The organism is Chryseobacterium sediminis (assembly GCF_008386505.1).
Lineage (GTDB): Bacteria > Bacteroidota > Bacteroidia > Flavobacteriales > Weeksellaceae > Chryseobacterium > Chryseobacterium sediminis.
In genome coordinates, this window is record NZ_VUNZ01000001.1 from 769,742 (window position 1) to 789,175 (window position 19,434).

Here is a 19,434-nt window from a genome sequence, read left to right on the forward strand (position 1 = left end):
ATTTATTTTTTGAGTCCCGCAATATATTTTCCGGCTTTCATCCCTGAAAAGATACAACCTCCCAGGAATGTCCCTTCCAGCGCTCGGTAACCATGCATTCCGCCACCGCCAAAACCCGCCACTTCTCCGGCAGCATACAGTCCTTCAATAATACTGTCATCATCTTTTAATACCTGACCATTCAGATTGGTTTTTATCCCTCCTAAAGTTTTTCGGGTTAAAATATTGAGTCGTACAGCAATCAAAGGTCCGTTTTCAGGAGCTAAAATTTTATGCGGAGCAGCTACACGCCCAAGTTTATCCCCTAAATAATTTCGGGTATTTCTTAGATAATTGACCTGAGTATCTTTTGAAAATTTATTGTCTAATTCTCTGTCACGGGCTTCAATTTGAGATTTTATTTTATCATAATTCAGCAGCCTGTTTCCCGCCAGTTCATTCATCCTGTTCACTAAATCTTCCAGATTATCTGATACAATAAAGTCTTTACCATGTTCTTTAAAAGCTTCTACCGGTCCGGGAGCCTTTTTACCGAAAATCCTTTTCAGAAAAAGAATGTAGTCCTTATTCGTAATATCCGGATTCTGTTCCGAACCCGAAAGAGCAAATTCTTTTTTAATAATTTTCTGAGTGAGAATAAACCAGGAATATGAAAACCCTGTTTCCTGTATATATTGTAAAGTTCCCAAGGTATCAAATCCCGGAAGAAAGGGAGCAGGAAGCCGTTTGCCTTTAGCATCAAACCATAAGGAAGAAGGTCCGGGCAATATGCGGATTCCGTGGTTGGGCCAGATGGGATTCCAGTTTTGCAAACCTTCTGTATAGTGCCACATTCTGTCACGGTTGATAATATGAGCGCCTGTATTTTCTGCGATACCAATCATTTTGCCATCTACATAAGCAGGAACCCCACAGACCATATTCTCCGGTGCTTTGCCAAGTCTTTCGGGCCAGTTTTTTCTTACCAGCTCATGATTGGCACCAATTCCTCCGGAAGCTATGATAATGTTCGGAGCGGAATATTCAAATGTTGAGATAACAGTTCTGCTAGTCTCAGCACCTCTTTCCTTAATATCATTTTCAAGAATATCTCCTTTAAGACCTTTTATTTTTCCATTTTCTGCCAGCAATTCTGTTACTCTGTGCCTGAATTTCATTTGCAGCAATCCTTTTTCCTGAGCTTTGTATGCTTTTTCTACGAAAGGTTTTACGACACCTGTACCGGTTCCCCAACTTACATGAAAACGAGGCACCGAATTTCCATGCCCTGTTGCTGAACCATCACCGCGTTCTGCCCAGCCAACCATAAACATAAGTTTGATACCCAATTTGGAAATGTATTCATACTTTTCACCGGAAGCAAATTTCAGATAAGCTTCTGCCCATTGACGGGGCCAGTAGTCTTCCGGACGGTCAAAACCAGCCGTTCCTTTCCAGTCCTGAAGCGCCAGTTCATAAGAATCTTTGATTCCCATTTTCCTTTGCTGAGGCGAATTAATCAGAAACAGACCTCCGAAAGACCAGAATGCCTGTCCTCCCATATTCTGCTCAGTTTCCTGATCCAAAAGCAGTACTTTTTTCCCGGCATTGGTTATCTCCATAGCAGCAGTAAGCCCTGCCAGTCCGCTCCCTATGATGATGGCATCTGGCTGGAATGTTTCTTCCATTTTTTAGGTATTTTTATTGAATGATACTTACCATAAATGTATTAAATATTTAAAACCAAAAGAATAGAATCTGGGAAAATATTCAACATTTAAATTTAATAATTAAAAAAAAACTTAATATTTTTATTCTTTATACAGAATAAAAAAATGAAAGAAAACCATCAATATCAAGCATTTGCTGTTTTAAAAGACGGAACGCGTCAGCCTATTGAAGCAGAATCAATTATTATCCAGCTGGAAGAGGAGGAAATTGAAATTCCTCTGGTATCGTTACATCCTGTTTTTCATGGAAAACTAACTCTCGTTACGGGATCAGCCATTCAGGGCAGAGAGAATGACAGGGAGAGAGGCACTCAATTCATCATAGAGCCCGGAGCTTCTAATGTAATTCATATCACTCCAAAAAAAATCTGATTTTCACAAAATTGACTATGGATACTAATTTTCCTGAAGCCAGTACAGAACCTCAATAAAACATTTTTATCTTTGTGAAAAATAGAAGTATGAAGTATTTGTTTATCATTGCCTGTTTTGTCTGTTCCATTTTCAGTCAGGCACAGCAAAAACAGGATCCATGGAAAGACAGCCAGCTGATGGATCCGGCGTTACTGGCTTCCAGAATCGAAAAGCACAAAACAAAAGATCTGGTAATCATTTCGGTAGGCCCTGAAGCCATCATCAAAGGTTCTGTAGATATAGGACCAACGCGTGAGCCTGAAAATCTGGAAAAACTGAGAAACTATCTTAAAGATATTCCGAAGAACAGAGAAATTGTAATCTACTGCGGATGCTGTCCTTTTGTAAAGTGTCCTAATATTCGTCCTGCTTTTACATTACTCATGGAAATGGGCTTTAAAAATGCGAAGCTTTTAAACCTTCCTAAAAACATCAAAACAGACTGGCTAGATAAAAACTATCCAACAAATGATTAATATGAAGACTGGTTTTATCCTATTATTTTTAATAATTTTCTCAGGATCTGTTGCTGCCCAAAGTACAATAGAAGTAGGGAAGAAAGCTCCTGAAATTACAATGGCCAAGGCAGACGGAACTTCATTCACCCTTTCAACATTAAAAGGAAAAGTGGTTCTGATAGATTTCTGGGCAACCTGGTGCGCTCCCTGCGTAGAGGAACAGCCTGAGCTGAAAACATTGTACGATACGTATTCTGAACAGGTAAAAAACAATACATTTGAAATTCTGGGGGTTTCTTTAGATAAAAATAAAGACAGCTGGCAGAAAGCAATTGATAGGTTTACAATCAAATGGATACAGGTAAGTGATCTGAAATTCTGGAAAAGTCCTGTAGCCAAACTTTACGAAATTGATGAACTGCCTTTTAATGTCATCATTGACGGACAGGGAACAATTTTAGCTAAAAACCTCCATGGTAAAGATCTGGAAGAGTTTTTAAAGAAAACTTTAAGTCAGAATTAAGAATATAACATCTTAACAGATATGAAAGAGCAGTAATTTATGGACTGCTCTTTTTTTATATACGCTACAAAGCAATTGATATACAGGATAAAACAATCCTTTCTTTTGTTTTATAGCTTTGAGGTATGAAACAAAGTGTCTTCCTTCGCCTGGGGCTGTCTGTGATATTGCTGATGCACAGTGTAATTTCCATTTTTAGTGGAGATGTTAATAATTTTGGGCATCTTTATTTGGACAGTATAGGATTCAGTCCCTTTGGAATTTATATTGCATGGGCAGTAAAGCTCACTCATCTTTTCTCAGTGCCTTTACTTTGGTTTGACCGATATATAAAGCCGGTGGCTATCGGGAATATTCTCATTTTTGTTTTTGGAATCTATTTCGTTCATTGGCAAAATGGCTGGTTTGTAGTGGGGGGCGGAACCAATGGAATTGAGTTCAATGTCTTACTGATCTTCAGTTTTCTGAGTCTTATGTATCCTGAAATTTATTTAAAAAAGCAGAACAACTTCTCCCATGAAAAAGATATTTAAGGTTTCTGAAAATCCGTAGTTTGTAGATCATTACCTTCATTTGGTCGACTTATATTTCTATATTTGATTGAACAAATAGTATTTTGTACACTTAAAATTATGATCAACCTGAAACCATACAAAAGATCTAAATGGCAGATTCATTTGCTTTTTTGGATATTGTATTATATCCTTGAAGTTTACCTTGACTTTTACTGGTCCAGGTATCAGTTTCCGGATTTTAAATGGTCACTAAGACTTCAGAATACTTTGATTCTGGAGCTGGGCTATCTTTTGATCAAAATACCGCTTGGCTATGCTTTGCTGTATGTATTTGAAAAGACTCATATTAAGGCTGTTTTCAAATACTTTCTCTATATTTTTATCATGATCACTGCTGTTTTGGGGCATCGTTTTTTAACGCATTACATCATTTATCCTTATATTTATGGAGTTACGGAAACTGTGGATGGAAAATATCCGTCAGAGTTTATCAATGGTTATGTGGCATTTAATTCTTTTATGGATCTGATTTTTATGGTGGGTCTGATTTTCGGGGTTGAAATTACCCGACAGAAAAATCTTCTGAAAGAACAGATCTCCCGATTAAAGTCTGAAAAGCTGGATCAGGAACTCAATATGCTGAAAGCACAGATCAATCCGCATTTTCTGTTCAATACCCTCAATAATATCTACGGAATGGCTCTGAAAAAAGCTGATGAGACTCCTGATGTTATTCTTCAGCTTTCCAAGATAATGCGGTATAATATCTATGAAGCTGCAGAAAAAAATATCTCCATTGCCAAGGATATTGAAAACATTAAGGATTTCATACAGATTCAGAAAATCCGGCATTGCCATCTTACTATCAACTTTACGGAAAATATTGATCATCCTTCTCAGGAAATATCACCGCTGATTTTAATACAGTTTGTTGAGAACGCCTTTAAACATGGGGTTTCTGAAAGTTTAGGAGAATCATTTATTACTATAGATATCCGGTTGAAAAACGGAATTCTTACTTATTTCGTAGAAAACTCCAAAGAAGAAAAGCCTCATACATATTCCACAAAAATAGGTCAGAAAAACATCCGGAGACAGCTTGAACTGCTTTATCCTCAACACACCCTTTATGTGGAAAATAAAAGTGACCGCTATATTGTAACATTAACCATAGATTTCCATGATACATCCAACCTCTAAAATATACAACTGCATTATTGTAGAAGATGAACCTATTGCAGCAGAAATTCTGGAAAGCTTTATTTCCAGAGATCAGGAACTGAATCTTGTAGGAAAATGTTCCGATGCCGTATATGCCAGCAGTCTTTTAAGCATTCATGAGGTGGATCTAATGTTCCTGGACCTCCATCTTCCCGTTGTAAAAGGTTTTGATTTCCTGAGAAAAATAAAAAATCCTCCATTCGTTATTGTTACCACGGCTTATCATCAGTATGCCGTAGAAGGCTATGAACTGGATATTGCGGATTATCTGATGAAACCTATTCCGTATGAGCGTTTTCTGACTGCTGTCGGGAAGTTCAAACATTTAATGGAGGCGGAGGATGCTTTACTGGAAGTCGCAGAACGTGATTATATCTTCATTAATAGCGGGAAAAAACAGGTTAAAATTATTCTGCAGGATATTTTCTTTATCGAGAGTTTAAGAGAATACATTCATATTCATACCAAAGCAGAGACTTTCACTTTTAAAATGCCTATCAGTAAAATAGAGGAGATTTTAAATCCTAAAATGTTTACCCGCATTCATAAATCCTACATTATATCCAAATCAAAAATTGAAGTCAAATCTGCAAATGTTATCCAGATTAATGGAAAAAAACTTCCTGTAGGAAGGACATATAAGCCTTTGTTGAAACTTTAATATTGAGAATAAAATTATTTAAAATCACCAGATTTTCAGCCTTTTCATTTAAAAATCCAGCAAAATTAAAAGGTTTGTAGATGCTGAATCTCTGTTGATAGATCTTTTTTCCGAGATTCTGTTTATTTATTCAAATTTACTTTATGAAAAAATAAAAAAATATTAAGTCTGGAAATGAATGGGATTTAGTTTATTATTCAAATGTTGAGTAATGTTTTGGCTTAATGATTAATGATAATCTTAAGCCAATTTCTTTTTTACGGCTCTATTTTATGTTAAAATATTTTGAGTCCAACTATTCCTACAACAATCAGTAGTGCAGAAAGTAATCGTAAAATACTTGCTGAATCCTGAAAAAACAGAATCCCAACCAATAAAGTTCCTACCGCACCAATTCCCGTCCATACCGCATAGGCTGTTCCAATAGGAATGCTTTTCTGAGCGAACCAAAGAAATCCGCCGCTAACGGACATACATATGATCGAAAATATGATCCAGCTCCATTTATTATTTTCCGGCTGTTGAGATAATTTAAGCCCCAAAGGCCATCCAATTTCAAAAATTCCTGCGATAATTAATGCAATCCAGTTCATACTATTTATTTTTAAGATGCTTTGCTATTTTTGGTAAAAGAGTACAATTAAAATGAACGTTTTACCATAACCAATTTCATATAATTTATCCAACAAAATTACTGCTATCACTTCGTATTCAGTATTATAAACTGAGTGACACCGCAAAAAATAGAGATAAAACGTATTTTAAAGAAGATGAAACGTCCCACATCTTTAGAATAAAATTTATCTTTGAATAGCACAAATATCAATACCTTTAAGTCCTTTTATTATTCTTATGCTGACAGATATTATTTCAACCCATCTTAGTGTTATTTTTTGCGGAATTAATCCCGGATTAAAATCATCAGATGACGGACATCATTTTTCTGGAAGGAGTAACCGTTTTTGGAAAGTCCTTCACCAGTCGGGGTTTACCCCTTATGAAATTGAAGCAGTGAATGATACTTCTATTCTTGATTTCGGATTGGGGCTCACAACTGCTGTCGCAAGAGCCACTTCCCGTGCTGACGAACTTTCAAAAGAAGAGTTTGATGATGCTTTAGATACTTTTAAAGCAAAAATAACAGAATATCAGCCTCAATATGTGGCTTTTCTCGGCAAAGCAGCTTACAAAGCTTTTTCAAAGAAGAAAGAAATTCTTTGGGGACTGCAGCCAGAAGATTTCTGTGGAGCAAAAGTTTGGGTTTTACCCAATACCAGTGGGCTGAACCGTGGATTTTCTCTAGAAGATCTGGTGGCCTACTATAAGGAGTTTTATCATTCTGTTCATTCATCCTGACGGTTATGCTTTGTTAGGCTTGCTTACATATTTGTTTCCTTTTACAAAAAAACGCCAGGGCAGAAGAGCATCTTCCTGAGCATAAGCAACACCGATGCGAGGTCCCGTAACAATTTCTTCCGAAGTATAGACAATACCATGATCTTCAATCCAGATTTCATTTTCCGTTAAATCCTTTTTGTTCAATGAGCGGTCAATTCCCAATGCTTTGGCAGCAGATCCCGGACCAGCAGAAATAGCAGGTTTAGAAGCCGGCATCTTTCTCCTCAATTCTATGATGTCTATACCGATCAAAGGTTCAACAGCTCTCACCAAAACAGCGTGTGGGTCATCTTCCACAGAAGTTACCACATTAAAAAGATGATGAATGCCGTAACATAGATATACATAAGAAACCCCGCCATGACTGTATAAGGTTTCTGTACGGTCTGTACGTCTGCCTCCATATGCATGGGATGCTTTATCCTTAACTCCGAAATAAGCTTCTGTTTCTACAATAATTCCGGCAGTTACATCACCATTAATATCTGTAAAAAGAACTTTTCCCAAAAGATCCTGAGCGAGAAAAAGGACATCCTGGTTGGAATAATAGGAGTGTGGTAGTTTCATGAAAGATGTTAGAAATTATTCATTCAAATTTAATGATAAACTTATAAAAATGGAAGAATCTGATAAGAAAGCAGAAAAGGTACCACAAAAAATCACATTTCATAAATTAGTGATTAATTTGGCACATCCATTGTTGCTTTTCATTTAACATCATTTTACACCACTATAAAAATTTATAGGTTTTGACACTTATTTTCCCTGGATTACTCCGGGGAATTTTTATTTAATCCTGAAACAAAAGAAAAGTCCCACATTACTGTGAGACTCGTTATAAATGATCTTATCTTGCTCCCGGAGGACAGTGTTCTTTTAAATATTTGGTAAACAGAGTAGCAAGGTGCAGTGATGTTCCTTCTCCTTCATCAATAGAGTGGGTTCGGTTAGGATAAGACATCAGCTGAAACTGTTTGTTGTATTTTACCAGTTCGTTGACGTATACTTCCGTATTCTGATAATGTACATTATCATCACCTGTTCCGTGAACCAGTAAAAGATTTCCTTTTAGATTTTTAGCATAAGCCAGCGGAGAGCCATTCACAAAGTCTTCTCTGTTCTCCTGTGGAAGTCCCATATATCTTTCCTGATAGATATTGTCATAGAACAGCTGATTGGCTACCGGAGCAATAGCAATCCCTGTTTGGTAAATATCAGGATATTGTCCCAAAAGGTTTAAGGTAGAAGAACCACCGCCGCTCCAGCCCCATACGGCAACCCTTGAGGTATCAGCATAGGGCCATTTTGCAAATAAAGCTTTGGCTCCCATTGCCTGATCACGGATATTGAGCTGTCCTATCTTACGATAAACAGATTTTCTCCATTCACGACCTCTTGGAGCAGGAGTTCCACGGTTTTCAAGAGAAACATACAGATAGCCGTCTTGCGCCATATCTCCAACATATAAATCATTCCATCCTGTATAGAAACTGTCTGTTACTGTTTGCATTGCAGGTTCCCCGTACACTGTGAAAACAATCGGATATTTCTTATTAGGATCAAAATTTTTAGGCTTTACTACCCATCCGTCCAATGTAACACCATCCTGTGTTGTAATCTGGAAAAACTCTGCTTTAGACTTTGTAGGATCTGCTTTTGCCGTTCTTTTGGCAGCAACCAGTTCTTTATGCTCCGGAAGTGATACTACAGAACCCATTGAAATGGCATTGACACTGTTATTCGTAAACATGGCAATCTTTCCATTGGGTGATATTGTATATTTATTAGAACCTGTATAAGTTTCAGGAGTTACTTTTTGTGCTTTTCCTCCTTTCATACTTACTTTGTACAAGTACTTTTGAGTTGCATTATTGGGAGAAGCCGAAAAATAGATCTGTTTGTTCTGAACATCAAAGAACTCAGGTTTTATCACATCGAAGGCATCTTTTGTAATCAATGTTTCCTTACCGCTCATATCTATTTTATAAATATGTCTCCATCCGTCTTTTTCAGAAAGCCAAAGGAATTCTTTTCCATTCTCTATCCAGTCCCAGCCGCTTGGGTCATTATCGTTCCAACGGGATTTGATGTCAATCCATGCAGCATCTGTTTCTGTATAAATAGTTTTACTGTTACCGGAACTGGCATCTGCCACAATAATTTTACTTTGATTCTGCTTTCGGTTCAATTGCTGGAGAATAACAGATTTAGAATCCAGTACCCATTCCATTCTCGGAATATAATTTTGTATTTCATCTCCTGCAATATCTGCTTTCTTTGTAGATTTTGAGGCAAGATCATAAAACCAGATGCTGCAGCCTGAAGGATTTTCGCCTACTTTCGGATATTCTACAGGAACTGTGAATGAATACAGGCTGTCTGTATTATTGATCATCAGGAAGTTTTTCGTACCTCTTGCATCCAGTTTCCAATACGCAATTTTGTTGCCGTCCGGTGACCATCGGAAACCATCCTGAGTTCCGAATTCCTCTTCATAAACCCAGTCAAAAGTACCGTTGATCATTCCGTCTGTACCATCTGAAGTGATCTTGGTGAGCTGATTATTTGAAAGATCTTCAACATAAATATTATGCTTAGACACATACGCTACTTTTTTCCCATCCGGAGAATACTTTGCAAACATCAGTGATGAAGAGGGCAAGCCTTTTCCAAGCTGGGTAAGCTTTTTAGTATTTTTGTCGAAAATCCAGTAATCTCCACGGGTATTGTCTCTCCATACTTTTCTGGTGTTGGCAAAGAGTAATAAACTTTTGTCATCTGGAGACACCTGAAAGCTTTGTACCTGTAATGCTTCAGAGCTTCCCGCCGGAATCAGTTCATTGCTGTTTAAAAGAGTCTGGTCTTTTCCGGGATGCAGTACATCAACAATTTCAACTCCTTTTTTAGTAAATGAATAATAGGCATTTCCATCCGGAGTCCACTGTGTTTTTTGTGCAGCCAATGGCGACAGACACAGGAAGTATAATGCAATAACGGTTAGTTTTTTTATGTTCTTCATAGATAGTATTTGATTAAGCTTAATGTTCAGCTCTGTAATTTTCAATTTCTTCAACTGTTTTGATCAATCCGTTCCCAAGAAGTCTGTATCCGTCATCTGTAATCAGGAAATCATCTTCCACGCGGATTCCTCCGAAGTTTCGGTATTCATTAACTATATCATAATTAATAAAATCTGCATTTTTATTTTCAGCCTGCCAGATATCAATCAGTTCCGGAATCATATAAATACCGGGTTCAACCGTTACTACAAATCCGGATTCAAGGGCTTTTCCTAAGCGTAACGATTTAAGTCCGAAGGTTTTGGTATCTTTTGGCTCTTCTTCGGTATAGCCGATATATTGTTCTCCAAGATCTTCCATATCATGTACATCAAGTCCCATCATATGTCCCAATCCGCACTGGAAAAATAGGGTATGGGCATGGTTTTTCACCGCTTCTTCAGGGTTTCCTTTCATCAATCCGAGATCTATAAGACCTTCTACCAGATGCTGAGAGGCTTTCAGATGAATATCCTTGAATCTTACTCCAGGTTTCAGAAGCTGCTGGGCATTGTTGAAAGCATTCAGAACTACTTCATACATTTCCTTCTGTTTTGTACTAAAAGTCTTGCTCACAGGAAACGTTCTGGTAAGGTCTCCTGCATATCCCATCGCTGTTTCCGCTCCGGAGTCATTAAGGAAAAGATCCCCTTCTTTCAGCGTATTGAGACGATAGTGGTTATGCAGAATTCCTCCGTTTATGGTTACGATCGGAGGATAAGACATCTGACATTCTTTATTGGCAGCCAGATATTGAATCGCATTTGCAATTTCATATTCTTTAATTCCCGGTTTTGCTATTCGCATTGCCAATAAATGCATTTCATTGGATACATTCACTGCCTGTTCTATCTGTGCTATTTCCTGAGATTCTTTGATAGACCGCTGTTTTACAATGGCTTTAATCATCTCTGCAGAAGGCTGTAATGCCGCTATTTTGATACCAAGCAGATCAGCAAGCAAAATTTTATTGGAAGACTGATATGGAGGAAGATAATGTACTTTTCTACCGGCAGTCTGTGCTTTTAGAATATATTGAGAAAGTGCTGCATAGGGCATAGTTTCCTGTACTCCGGATTTCAGACTTTTCTCTTTGAGTGTTTCCTGTCTGCCCATCCATACGATGTCGTCTATACTTAATTCATCTCCGAAAACAATGGTCTTATTCTCATCAATATCAATAATGGCAGCAATACGGGGTTCCTGAATTCCGAAATAATATAAATACGTACTGTCCTGACGGAAATAATAAGGATTGTGTTCAAAATTCACAGGATTCTCTATATTTCCCAGAAACAATAAAATTCCGCTGGCTACATTACCTTGTAACACAGCTCTTCTATCTTGATAGGTTTGTGTTGAAAACATATATTATGAATACTTTTTAATTTAAAGCTTTAAAGTTACGATTTTGTACTATTGACCGCTCTTTATTTACTAAAATAAAGAAGAATGTAAAGTTTGGATTTTAATATGATATTCAGTGTTCATATTTTGCTTAAATTCGGTCATATTTTAACCATTAGCACATAAAATATTGATTCCATGAAGAGCCTCCAGTTTTCAGTTCCTGCTGATACCAATAAAAGCATCCGCATCCAGGAAGATATAATGCCCAATTTCTATCCTTACTTCCATCGCCATACGGAAACCCAGATCATGTGGATTCTTAAAGGACATGGGACACTGGCCATAGAACAGAACCTCTTTCATTTTGAGGCGGGTGACATTTTCTATCTGGGCGCCAATCAATCGCATGTTTTCAGAGGTAATTTTGATAAAGATGAAAAGCAAAAAGTTCATTCCATTTCTATATTTTTTGATCCTTACAAAAAGATCGCTGCTTTTTTCGACTTACCGGAATTTGGGGAACTTAAAAATTTTATTACCCATTCAGAAGTAGGGTTTCAGGTCGCTCCTAAGCTAAAAATAAATATCGGAGAAAACATTGCCGCATTACAAAAAACTGAAGGAGTAGAGCAGATCATAGATTTCATCAGGATTTTAAACCATCTTATGCAAAACAGGCATCTGCATATTCCTTTATCTTCAGAAAAGAATCTTCCTAATCATATTTCAGACTATGATCAAAGAATTATCGATGCCCAGATCTTTATTAAAAAGAATTTTGCCCAAACCAAACTTACCCTTGACAGTATTGCCCGGGAAGCCTGCATGACCCCTCAGGCATTCTGCAGGTCTTTTAAAAAACGGACCAGAATCACTTATATTCAATATCTTAATGAACTCCGTGTGCAAAGAGCCTGCAGGCTATTGACCTCCAGTAATATGTATAGTATTTCCTCCGTTGCTTTTAATAGTGGTTTCAACAGCCTTACAAATTTTAACCGCGTTTTCAAGTCCATTATGAAATATTCACCTAAAGAATACCTTAAGCATTATAAAGAGGCCACCATAGACCAATAAAAGCAACCTGTTAAAATATGGTTAGTATCTATTAAAATATTAACATTTATCGTTTTAAAATTCACCTAGTTTTGAATAAATATTATTTGATATGAGTACAAAACTAAACTGGGAAGGAATTTATCCTGCTGTATTAACTCCTTTTACGAAAGAAGGTGAGATCGACTTTGAAATGTTTGCTCTCAATACGGAAGCCCAGATTAAAGCAGGTGTTCACGGAATTATTCTTGCAGGAACATTGGGTGAAGCCAGCGCTTTGGAAACTGAAGAAAAATTTGAGCTGCTGAAATATGCAAAACAGATCACACAGGGAAGAATTCCTGTCATTCTTAACCTTTCCGAAAATACAACCAAAAATGCAATACACTTTGCGCAAAAAGCTAAAGAATCAGGTGCTGATGGGCTTATGCTGCTTCCTCCTATGCGGTATAAAGCAGACAGCCGTGAAGTGATAGAATATTTTAAAGCAGTAGCTTCCGCTACGGACCTTCCCATCCTTATCTATAATAATCCGGTTGATTACGGAATTTATGTAACCCTTGAAATGTTTGAGGAGCTTATTGAATACCCAACCATTCAGGCTGTTAAAGAATCTACAAGGGATCTTGCCAATGTAACCAGAATGATTAACCGTTTTGGAAAAAGAATCAAAATTCTTGGCGGGGTAGATACCATTTGCTTGGAAACCCTGATGCTTGGGGCAGATGGGCTTGTAGCAGGACTAGTAGATGCTTTTCCCAATGAAACAATGGCAATGTACAACTATGTTAGAACAGGTGAATATGACAAAGCTATAGCAATCTACAGATGGTTTATGCCATTGCTGGAACTGGATATCCATCCAAAACTTATTCAGTATATCAAGTTAGCTGCTACAGCGGAAGGGATTAGCAGTCCTTATGTGAGAGCGCCACGTCTGGAACTATATGGTGAAGAAGCCGAAAAAATCAAAAAGATTATTGAAGAAGGTATAGCCAACCGCCCGATATTAGATTAACATCAGAACTAAAACTATGATCGAAGAAACATCAAAAGAAAATATTGATAAGAGAGTTCAAATGGCTGCTGAAGCCTATCAGTTTCTGAAGAATACCACTGTAAAAGAACGAGCAGCCTTTATGAACACAATTGCTGATCAAATTGAAGCATTGGGAGAAGAACTTTTGCAAACGGCTCATGCTGAAACATCATTACCTATTGCCAGACTTACCGGTGAAAAAGCAAGAACGGTAGGACAATGGAGAAGTTATGCAAAAGCAGTAGCCAAAGGAATATATACAGAACCCCGAATTGATCTTGCCCAACCTGACAAGCAAAAAGGAGACCTCAGAAAATACAATGTAGGTATAGGACCTGTAGTGGTTTTCGGGGCGAGTAATTTTCCGTTTGCTTTTTCTACAGCAGGTGGTGATACGGCAAGTGCTATTGGAGCCGGATGTCCTGTTATTGTGAAAGCGCATCCGGCACATCCTAAGACCTCTCAACTCATGGCTGATGCTATAACAGCTGCAGTGAAAGAATCCGGATGGCCTGAAGGAATTTTTAGCCACATTACCGGAACATCCCATGATATCGGGGGGTATTTGGTTCAGCATCAAGAGATCAGAGCCGTTGCATTTACCGGCTCATTTATTGGAGGAAAAGCTTTGTTTGACATGGCGAACCACCGTGAAAACCCCATTCCCGTTTTTGCAGAAATGGGCAGCATCAATCCGATATTTGCCCTGCCGGATTTGCTTGAAAACAGAGCAGAAGCATTCGCTAAAGAATATCTTTTTTCCTTAACATTGGGAGTAGGGCAATTCTGCACCAATCCGGGAGTATGTATTGCTCTTAAAGGAGAATCTCTGGACCGTTTTATCATTACCCTGAAAAATGAAATTCACGAAGTTGTTCCCGCAAAAATGCTTCACAAAGGAATCTATGAAAGCTTTGAAAAACATAAAACTATTGCAGCAGGGCAGCCTGAAGTAGATATTATTGCAACAGCAGATACAGAAATTGATGAGTGGCAGGGACGTGCTATGGTGATAGAAACCAGCGCTAAAAACTTCATGAAAAATCCTGTGCTGAGTGAAGAGGTTTTCGGACCATTTGGGATCATTGTAACTTGTGAAACCTCTGATGAGATGATGGAAATTGCCCAACAACTGAAAGGACAGCTAACAATTACCCTTGCAGCTACCAACGAAGATGTTCGGAATCATCTGATACTGATGAATGTTCTGAAAGATAAATGCGGAAGGTTACTCTTCAACGGAATGCCTACAGGAGTGGAAGTTGTTTATGCCATGCAGCATGGAGGTCCTTTTCCTTCCACTACTGATTCCCGTTTTACTTCCGTAGGTCCGGATGCTGTTAAAAGGTTTATCCGTCCTATTTCTTTCCAAAACTGGCCGGATGAATTTTTACCCGAAGAGCTTAAGAATGAAAATCCACTGCATATCAGCAGAATAGTAGATGGAGAAGTTAATTCAGGATCATTAAAATTACAGACAACATGAACAGAACATTTTTTTGTATAGATTCACACACCTGTGGCTGCCCTGTACGTCTTGTTGCAGGAGGAGGCCCTATTTTAAAGGGAAAATCCATGATGGAACGCCGGCTTCATTTTATGAAAGAATATGACTGGATCCGGAAAGGCCTCATGTTTGAACCCCGGGGTCATGATATGATGAGTGGAAGTATTCTGTATCCGCCTATTGATGAAGAAAATGATATCGGAGTATTATATATTGAAACCAGCGGATGTCTCCCCATGTGCGGACACGGCACGATAGGAACAGTAACCATTGCGATAGAAGAAGGTTTGGTTTTTCCTAAAATTCCCGGAAAATTACGCCTCGAAACACCGGCAGGACTTATTCTCATTGATTATGTACAGGAAGGAAAAAAAGTAACGTCTGTAAAACTGACCAACGTAAAATCCTTTCTGTATGCTGAAAATCTGGAAGTTGAATGTCCGGATATCGGAGTAATAAAAGCTGATGTAGCGTATGGCGGGAACTTCTACGCTATTATAGACCCTCAGGAAAATTTCAGAGATATTTCTGATTTTACAGCCAGCCAGCTTATTCATTATGGAAAAATCATCAGAAAATTACTCAATGAAAAATATCAATTTATTCATCCTGAAAATGAACATATTACCGGATTGAGTCATATTCAATGGACAGGTAACCCCACAGATCCTAAAGCAAGTGGCCGAAATGCTGTTTTAGTGGGAGAGAATGCTCTGGACCGTTCACCATGCGGAACAGGTACTTCTGCAAGAATGGCGCAATGGTATGCTAAAGGAAAATTAAAAGAAGGGGAAGAATTTATCCATGAAAGCTATATCGGATCCCAATTTATCGGGAGAATTGAAGGAACGGATACTGTTGGCGGAAAACCGGCAATTATCCCGTCAGTAGAAGGCTGGGCAAGAATTACCGGATATAATCACATTATTATTGATGATGAAGATCCTTATTGGCAGGGATTTCAGGTTATGTAAACAAACATATGACACAGAATAAAGGAAAAGCACTCATTATGGGTGCAGGAATAGCAGGTTTAAGCTCCGCCTATTACCTTTTAGAGAAAGGCTGGAGTGTAGAAATTCTGGAACAGAATGATCTTTCCAACAATTGTTCTTATGGCAATGCAGGAATGATCGTACCCAGTCATTTTACTCCGTTAGCGGCACCGGGTGTTGTGGCACAGGGAATCCGCTGGATGTTTGATAGCAAAAGTCCGTTTTATGTAAAGCCTTCATTGAATGCTGATTTGTTTTCCTGGGGAATAAAATTCTTAAAGCATTCTAATCAGAAACATGTAGACCGTTCGGCATCAGCCATCAGAGATCTTAATCTGGCGAGCAGCGCCCTCTATAATGAGATTGCGGCAAAAGAAGAATTTAATTTCGAGCTTAAGCAAAACGGTATTCTGATGCTTTACAAAACCGAAAAAGTAAGAGAAGAAGAAACAGAACTTGCCCATAAAGCAATCAGTTTAGGATTATCTGTTGATATTCTGGATCAAAAAGGGATTCAGGGACTTGAGCCTAATATCCGGATGGATGTCATAGGAGGGATCAATTACAAATGTGACGGCCATATGAATCCTATGAAACTGATGAAGCAAATGATCTCTTATCTTAAAAATAACGGTGTCGTTTTTCATACCCATCACAAAGTAACCGGGTTTGAAACTTCAGAAAGAATGATTAAAGCCGTCATTGCCAATAGTAAAAAGTTTACCGCAGACTGTTTCGTCATGACCGGAGGTTCATTTCTCCCTGAACTGGCTCAGAAGGCAGGAATTAAAATTCAGTTAATGCCAGGAAAAGGATATTCATTCATGCATACCCCTGAAAATCCGGTCAATACCATGAATCATGCTGCTTTATTACTGGAAGCAAGAGTAGCTGTCACTCCTATGAATGGGCAGATCCGCTTTGGTGGAACGATGGAACTGGCTTCCCATCATGATAAAATTAATATGAAAAGAGTAGAAGGTATCGTCCGGTCTATCCCTCAATATTTGCCTGACTTTCAGATGCATTACAAAAAAGAATCTGAAATCTGGTTTGGTTACAGACCTTGTGCGCCGGATGGACTGCCTTATCTGGGACAATCTTCCCAATTGAAAAACCTGATTATCGCAGGCGGCGGCGGTATGATGGGGCTAAGTTTAGGACCTATTTTTGGAAAAACCGTTTCAGAACTTGCCAATGACCAAAAGCCAAGTGTTGACATCAATATATTCAACCCTGAAAGATTTAATTAAAAAACATCACATAACACACACAAAATTAAGCCTAAAACAATTTGATTATTCAAATAATTTATTAACAACCAAATCCAAAATTTATGAAAAAATTTAAATTACTACTACTTGTTTCCCTATTTCCAATAATAGGTTTTGCTCAAGAAAACAGACCTCATGAGTGTAAAGCAGATGAAATGATGAAAAGACATTTTGAACTGCACCCTGAATCTAAGGCTGAATATGAAAATTTTGAAAAATTCACCAAAGATTTTGTAAAAAAAATGGAATCAAACAAAACTCCATTGAATAAAAGGGTCAACGCTCCCACCTACATCATCCCTGTGGTTTTTCATGTGTATGGAGAATCTCAGAGTAATGTAAAAGTAAATTACCAAAAAGTAGTTGACTTGCTGCAACAAATTAACTTAAATTTCAATGGAATTAATACTGATTCAAATACTGTGGATCCTGACTTCCAATCTATCAGAGGAGCATTAAGCATTGAATTTCGATTAGCTAAAATTGATCCAACCGGAAAAGCAACAAGCGGAGTGGTATTTCACCCTTTCAAAGGCGGATATGGCAATGGAGGCGGATATGATGCACAAATTGGCGCAGATGCCTGGGATAATACAAAGTATATGAATGTGTATATCCAAAATGATCTATATGCCAATAAGGATTTATATCAATCAGGAGTTGCTTGGTATCCGGATTCATACATGACTTCAGTAAATACTGCCAGAGTTGTTTATAATGGACGTTATATATTTAATGCTGCAGGAACAGTGGCTTCAAACGAGTTTTCTGATACATTTACTCACGAATTCGGGCATTGGTTAAATCTTCAACATACATTTAATGTTCTTTGTTCAACTGCGAACCCTGGTAATGATGGTGATGGAGTTGCTGACACCCCTGTAGAAAATAATTCTAATGGATTAGGATGTGCAGCTGGCACCAATTGTTTTGGACAAAAAGTAAATGTTGAAAACTATATGGGATATAATGGTTCTTCCGGTTGTTATAAAATGTTTACCAATGGACAAGTTAACAGAATGTTAGCCGCATTAAACCATCCTTCACGAATGAATTTATGGCAGCCTGCCAACTTAGCAGCAACCGGTGTTGCCAATACTCCGCCTAGATTAACTCTTAGCAACAGTACATTTACTGAAAATCTAGACAATAATGGTAAAGTATCATTAGATGGAACAGTAGCATCTGCCCCTACATCAACCATTACCCTAAACGGAGCAACATTTGCCGTATCGAATGGAACAACTCTTATTGCAGGAACACATTTCACTTCTTCATTACCGGCAGGACTAACAGCAATTATAGCAGTTACAAGCCCTACTACTGCTACACTTACCATAAATGGTGCGGCAACCAGTCATCCTAAAAGCCAGGTTCTGAATTCATCAATTACATTCCTTAATCCAGCTATAACAGGAGGTGCAACGTCATTAGGATCCACAACAGCTTTAGCATTAACTTTTTCTTATAAAGATCCTTATAAAATAGTTACCGGAACTCCTCTGGAAAGTTATGCCAATCCAACACCAACAGCAGTAACTACCAACTCCGGAGCAACTTGGAAATATTTTATCATTAACCCGGAGCTTAGTGATGATGCAGGGTATGGTGCTTGGTACTATGGAGCAAATCAATTAAAATTGGAAACCTATTGGAAAGGATTAGTATGTGGGGCAGGGACAAGAAATATTAGTTTAATTCCGTCTTGCACCACAATAAGTAATGCAAATAATATAGGTTATCCAACTGGTACTCCCGGACAACTTGACGTGTACACCCCTACATACACTACCTGGTCTGGCCAAACCGCTTATGTTGGTTTTAGAAACCAATTTGAAGGCTACAATATTAATGGCTACTTCAAACTGATTGTGGGAGCCAATGGTTCAAATTATTCTGTAACAGAGTTTGGATATAATACACAACCATATGGCAGTATTACAACACCTTGTGCATTATCATTATCCACTGCAAACGTTGATACAACAAACTCAGAAACATCCATCTATCCAAATCCAGTTTCTGATGTATTGAATATTAAAACAAAAGGGAAAATTACATCAATTTCTGTTTACGACATGTTTGGAAGAAAAATGAATGCTAAAGTTATTGGTGATAAGGTTGATGTTAAACACTTTCTAAGCGGAACTTATTTAATTGATATTGAAACTTCTTTAGGGAAATCTTCCCAAAAATTCATTAAAAAATAGAATCAAACTCAAAGCAGTTATAGATTAGTTTAAAACTCTTTAAAT

At 37.9% G+C, this 19,434-nt stretch carries 18 protein-coding genes; 13 read left to right on the forward strand and 5 right to left on the reverse strand.

What is annotated here, in order from left to right; genetic code table 11:
- Window positions 1-2 precede the first annotated feature (2 nt).
- Window positions 3-1,667 (reverse strand): FAD-binding dehydrogenase, encoded by a 1,665-nt coding sequence (locus FW780_RS03590; RefSeq protein WP_149832240.1) that lies wholly within the window; start codon window positions 1,665-1,667, stop codon window positions 3-5.
- Between the two features lie 147 nt (window positions 1,668-1,814).
- Between FW780_RS03590 and FW780_RS03595 the strand changes: the two genes are divergently transcribed.
- From FW780_RS03595 to FW780_RS03620, 6 genes are all read left to right on the forward strand, one after another.
- Window positions 1,815-2,081, forward strand: coding sequence for a hypothetical protein (locus tag FW780_RS03595; RefSeq protein ID WP_149832241.1), 267 nt, complete (start codon window positions 1,815-1,817; stop codon window positions 2,079-2,081).
- A gap of 89 nt (window positions 2,082-2,170) precedes the next feature.
- Complete coding sequence (locus FW780_RS03600) at window positions 2,171-2,599, forward strand: rhodanese-like domain-containing protein (RefSeq protein ID WP_149832242.1); 429 nt, start codon at window positions 2,171-2,173, stop codon at window positions 2,597-2,599.
- Window position 2,600: 1 nt separating this feature from the next.
- Window positions 2,601-3,104 (forward strand): TlpA family protein disulfide reductase, encoded by a 504-nt coding sequence (locus FW780_RS03605; RefSeq protein WP_241676834.1) that lies wholly within the window; start codon window positions 2,601-2,603, stop codon window positions 3,102-3,104.
- 125 nt (window positions 3,105-3,229) lie between these two features.
- A complete protein-coding gene (locus FW780_RS03610) occupies window positions 3,230-3,637 on the forward strand; it encodes a DoxX family protein (protein ID WP_149832244.1) in 408 nt (135 codons plus the stop codon).
- 99 nt (window positions 3,638-3,736) lie between these two features.
- Entirely contained in the window at window positions 3,737-4,819 is a 1,083-nt protein-coding gene (locus FW780_RS03615; protein WP_149832245.1) for a sensor histidine kinase, read from the forward strand.
- Window positions 4,800-5,501: a LytR/AlgR family response regulator transcription factor gene (locus FW780_RS03620; protein ID WP_174774441.1), complete on the forward strand. Its 702-nt coding sequence runs from the start codon at window positions 4,800-4,802 to the stop codon at window positions 5,499-5,501. The genes FW780_RS03615 and FW780_RS03620 overlap by 20 nt, the downstream gene beginning before the upstream one ends.
- A 275-nt stretch (window positions 5,502-5,776) precedes the next feature.
- On the opposite strand, the gene FW780_RS03625 is transcribed toward FW780_RS03620, so the two are convergent.
- Window positions 5,777-6,094, reverse strand: coding sequence for a DMT family transporter (locus FW780_RS03625; RefSeq protein ID WP_149832246.1), 318 nt, complete (start codon window positions 6,092-6,094; stop codon window positions 5,777-5,779).
- A 259-nt stretch (window positions 6,095-6,353) separates the two neighbouring features.
- On the opposite strand from FW780_RS03625, the gene mug reads away from it, so the two are divergent.
- Window positions 6,354-6,857: a G/U mismatch-specific DNA glycosylase gene (gene mug, locus FW780_RS03630; RefSeq protein ID WP_149832247.1), complete on the forward strand. Its 504-nt coding sequence runs from the start codon at window positions 6,354-6,356 to the stop codon at window positions 6,855-6,857.
- A gap of 3 nt (window positions 6,858-6,860) precedes the next feature.
- Here the strand turns inward: mug and FW780_RS03635 are convergent, their stop codons facing one another.
- From FW780_RS03635 to FW780_RS03645, 3 genes are all read right to left on the reverse strand, one after another.
- Window positions 6,861-7,466 (reverse strand): DNA-3-methyladenine glycosylase, encoded by a 606-nt coding sequence (locus FW780_RS03635; RefSeq protein WP_149832248.1) that lies wholly within the window; start codon window positions 7,464-7,466, stop codon window positions 6,861-6,863.
- A gap of 280 nt (window positions 7,467-7,746) precedes the next feature.
- Window positions 7,747-9,918 carry a S9 family peptidase gene (locus FW780_RS03640; RefSeq protein WP_149832249.1) on the reverse strand — a complete coding sequence of 724 codons (2,172 nt, stop codon included), beginning with the start codon at window positions 9,916-9,918 and terminating at the stop codon, window positions 7,747-7,749.
- A 19-nt stretch (window positions 9,919-9,937) separates the two neighbouring features.
- Window positions 9,938-11,326, reverse strand: a complete 1,389-nt coding sequence (locus FW780_RS03645) for an aminopeptidase P family protein (protein WP_149832250.1) — start codon at window positions 11,324-11,326, stop codon at window positions 9,938-9,940.
- 177 nt (window positions 11,327-11,503) lie between these two features.
- Between FW780_RS03645 and FW780_RS03650 the strand changes: the two genes are divergently transcribed.
- From FW780_RS03650 to FW780_RS03675, 6 genes are all read left to right on the forward strand, one after another.
- Entirely contained in the window at window positions 11,504-12,385 is an 882-nt protein-coding gene (locus FW780_RS03650) for a helix-turn-helix domain-containing protein (protein WP_149832251.1), read from the forward strand.
- 91 nt (window positions 12,386-12,476) lie between these two features.
- Window positions 12,477-13,382 (forward strand): dihydrodipicolinate synthase family protein, encoded by a 906-nt coding sequence (locus FW780_RS03655; protein WP_149832252.1) that lies wholly within the window; start codon window positions 12,477-12,479, stop codon window positions 13,380-13,382.
- 16 nt (window positions 13,383-13,398) lie between these two features.
- A complete protein-coding gene (locus FW780_RS03660) occupies window positions 13,399-14,889 on the forward strand; it encodes an aldehyde dehydrogenase (NADP(+)) (protein ID WP_149832253.1) in 1,491 nt (496 codons plus the stop codon).
- The gene (locus tag FW780_RS03665; protein ID WP_149832254.1) at window positions 14,886-15,884 is read left to right on the forward strand and encodes a 4-hydroxyproline epimerase; all 999 of its coding nucleotides are present in this window, start codon (window positions 14,886-14,888) and stop codon (window positions 15,882-15,884) included. The genes FW780_RS03660 and FW780_RS03665 overlap by 4 nt, the downstream gene beginning before the upstream one ends.
- 8 nt (window positions 15,885-15,892) lie before the next feature.
- Window positions 15,893-17,158: an NAD(P)/FAD-dependent oxidoreductase gene (locus FW780_RS03670; protein WP_149832255.1), complete on the forward strand. Its 1,266-nt coding sequence runs from the start codon at window positions 15,893-15,895 to the stop codon at window positions 17,156-17,158.
- Between the two features lie 83 nt (window positions 17,159-17,241).
- Window positions 17,242-19,389: a zinc-dependent metalloprotease gene (locus tag FW780_RS03675; RefSeq protein ID WP_149832256.1), complete on the forward strand. Its 2,148-nt coding sequence runs from the start codon at window positions 17,242-17,244 to the stop codon at window positions 19,387-19,389.
- Window positions 19,390-19,434: the final 45 nt, after the last annotated feature.

Coding starts and splice junctions, on each gene's coding strand:
- FW780_RS03590 (WP_149832240.1), bottom strand. CDS start 1,667: ATGGAAGAAACATTCCAGCCAGATGCCATCATCATAGGGAGCGGACTG.
- FW780_RS03595 (WP_149832241.1), top strand. CDS start 1,815: ATGAAAGAAAACCATCAATATCAAGCATTTGCTGTTTTAAAAGACGGA.
- FW780_RS03600 (WP_149832242.1), top strand. CDS start 2,171: ATGAAGTATTTGTTTATCATTGCCTGTTTTGTCTGTTCCATTTTCAGT.
- FW780_RS03605 (WP_241676834.1), top strand. CDS start 2,601: ATGAAGACTGGTTTTATCCTATTATTTTTAATAATTTTCTCAGGATCT.
- FW780_RS03610 (WP_149832244.1), top strand. CDS start 3,230: ATGAAACAAAGTGTCTTCCTTCGCCTGGGGCTGTCTGTGATATTGCTG.
- FW780_RS03615 (WP_149832245.1), top strand. CDS start 3,737: ATGATCAACCTGAAACCATACAAAAGATCTAAATGGCAGATTCATTTG.
- FW780_RS03620 (WP_174774441.1), top strand. CDS start 4,800: ATGATACATCCAACCTCTAAAATATACAACTGCATTATTGTAGAAGAT.
- FW780_RS03625 (WP_149832246.1), bottom strand. CDS start 6,094: ATGAACTGGATTGCATTAATTATCGCAGGAATTTTTGAAATTGGATGG.
- mug (WP_149832247.1), top strand. CDS start 6,354: ATGCTGACAGATATTATTTCAACCCATCTTAGTGTTATTTTTTGCGGA.
- FW780_RS03635 (WP_149832248.1), bottom strand. CDS start 7,466: ATGAAACTACCACACTCCTATTATTCCAACCAGGATGTCCTTTTTCTC.
- FW780_RS03640 (WP_149832249.1), bottom strand. CDS start 9,918: ATGAAGAACATAAAAAAACTAACCGTTATTGCATTATACTTCCTGTGT.
- FW780_RS03645 (WP_149832250.1), bottom strand. CDS start 11,326: ATGTTTTCAACACAAACCTATCAAGATAGAAGAGCTGTGTTACAAGGT.
- FW780_RS03650 (WP_149832251.1), top strand. CDS start 11,504: ATGAAGAGCCTCCAGTTTTCAGTTCCTGCTGATACCAATAAAAGCATC.
- FW780_RS03655 (WP_149832252.1), top strand. CDS start 12,477: ATGAGTACAAAACTAAACTGGGAAGGAATTTATCCTGCTGTATTAACT.
- FW780_RS03660 (WP_149832253.1), top strand. CDS start 13,399: ATGATCGAAGAAACATCAAAAGAAAATATTGATAAGAGAGTTCAAATG.
- FW780_RS03665 (WP_149832254.1), top strand. CDS start 14,886: ATGAACAGAACATTTTTTTGTATAGATTCACACACCTGTGGCTGCCCT.
- FW780_RS03670 (WP_149832255.1), top strand. CDS start 15,893: ATGACACAGAATAAAGGAAAAGCACTCATTATGGGTGCAGGAATAGCA.
- FW780_RS03675 (WP_149832256.1), top strand. CDS start 17,242: ATGAAAAAATTTAAATTACTACTACTTGTTTCCCTATTTCCAATAATA.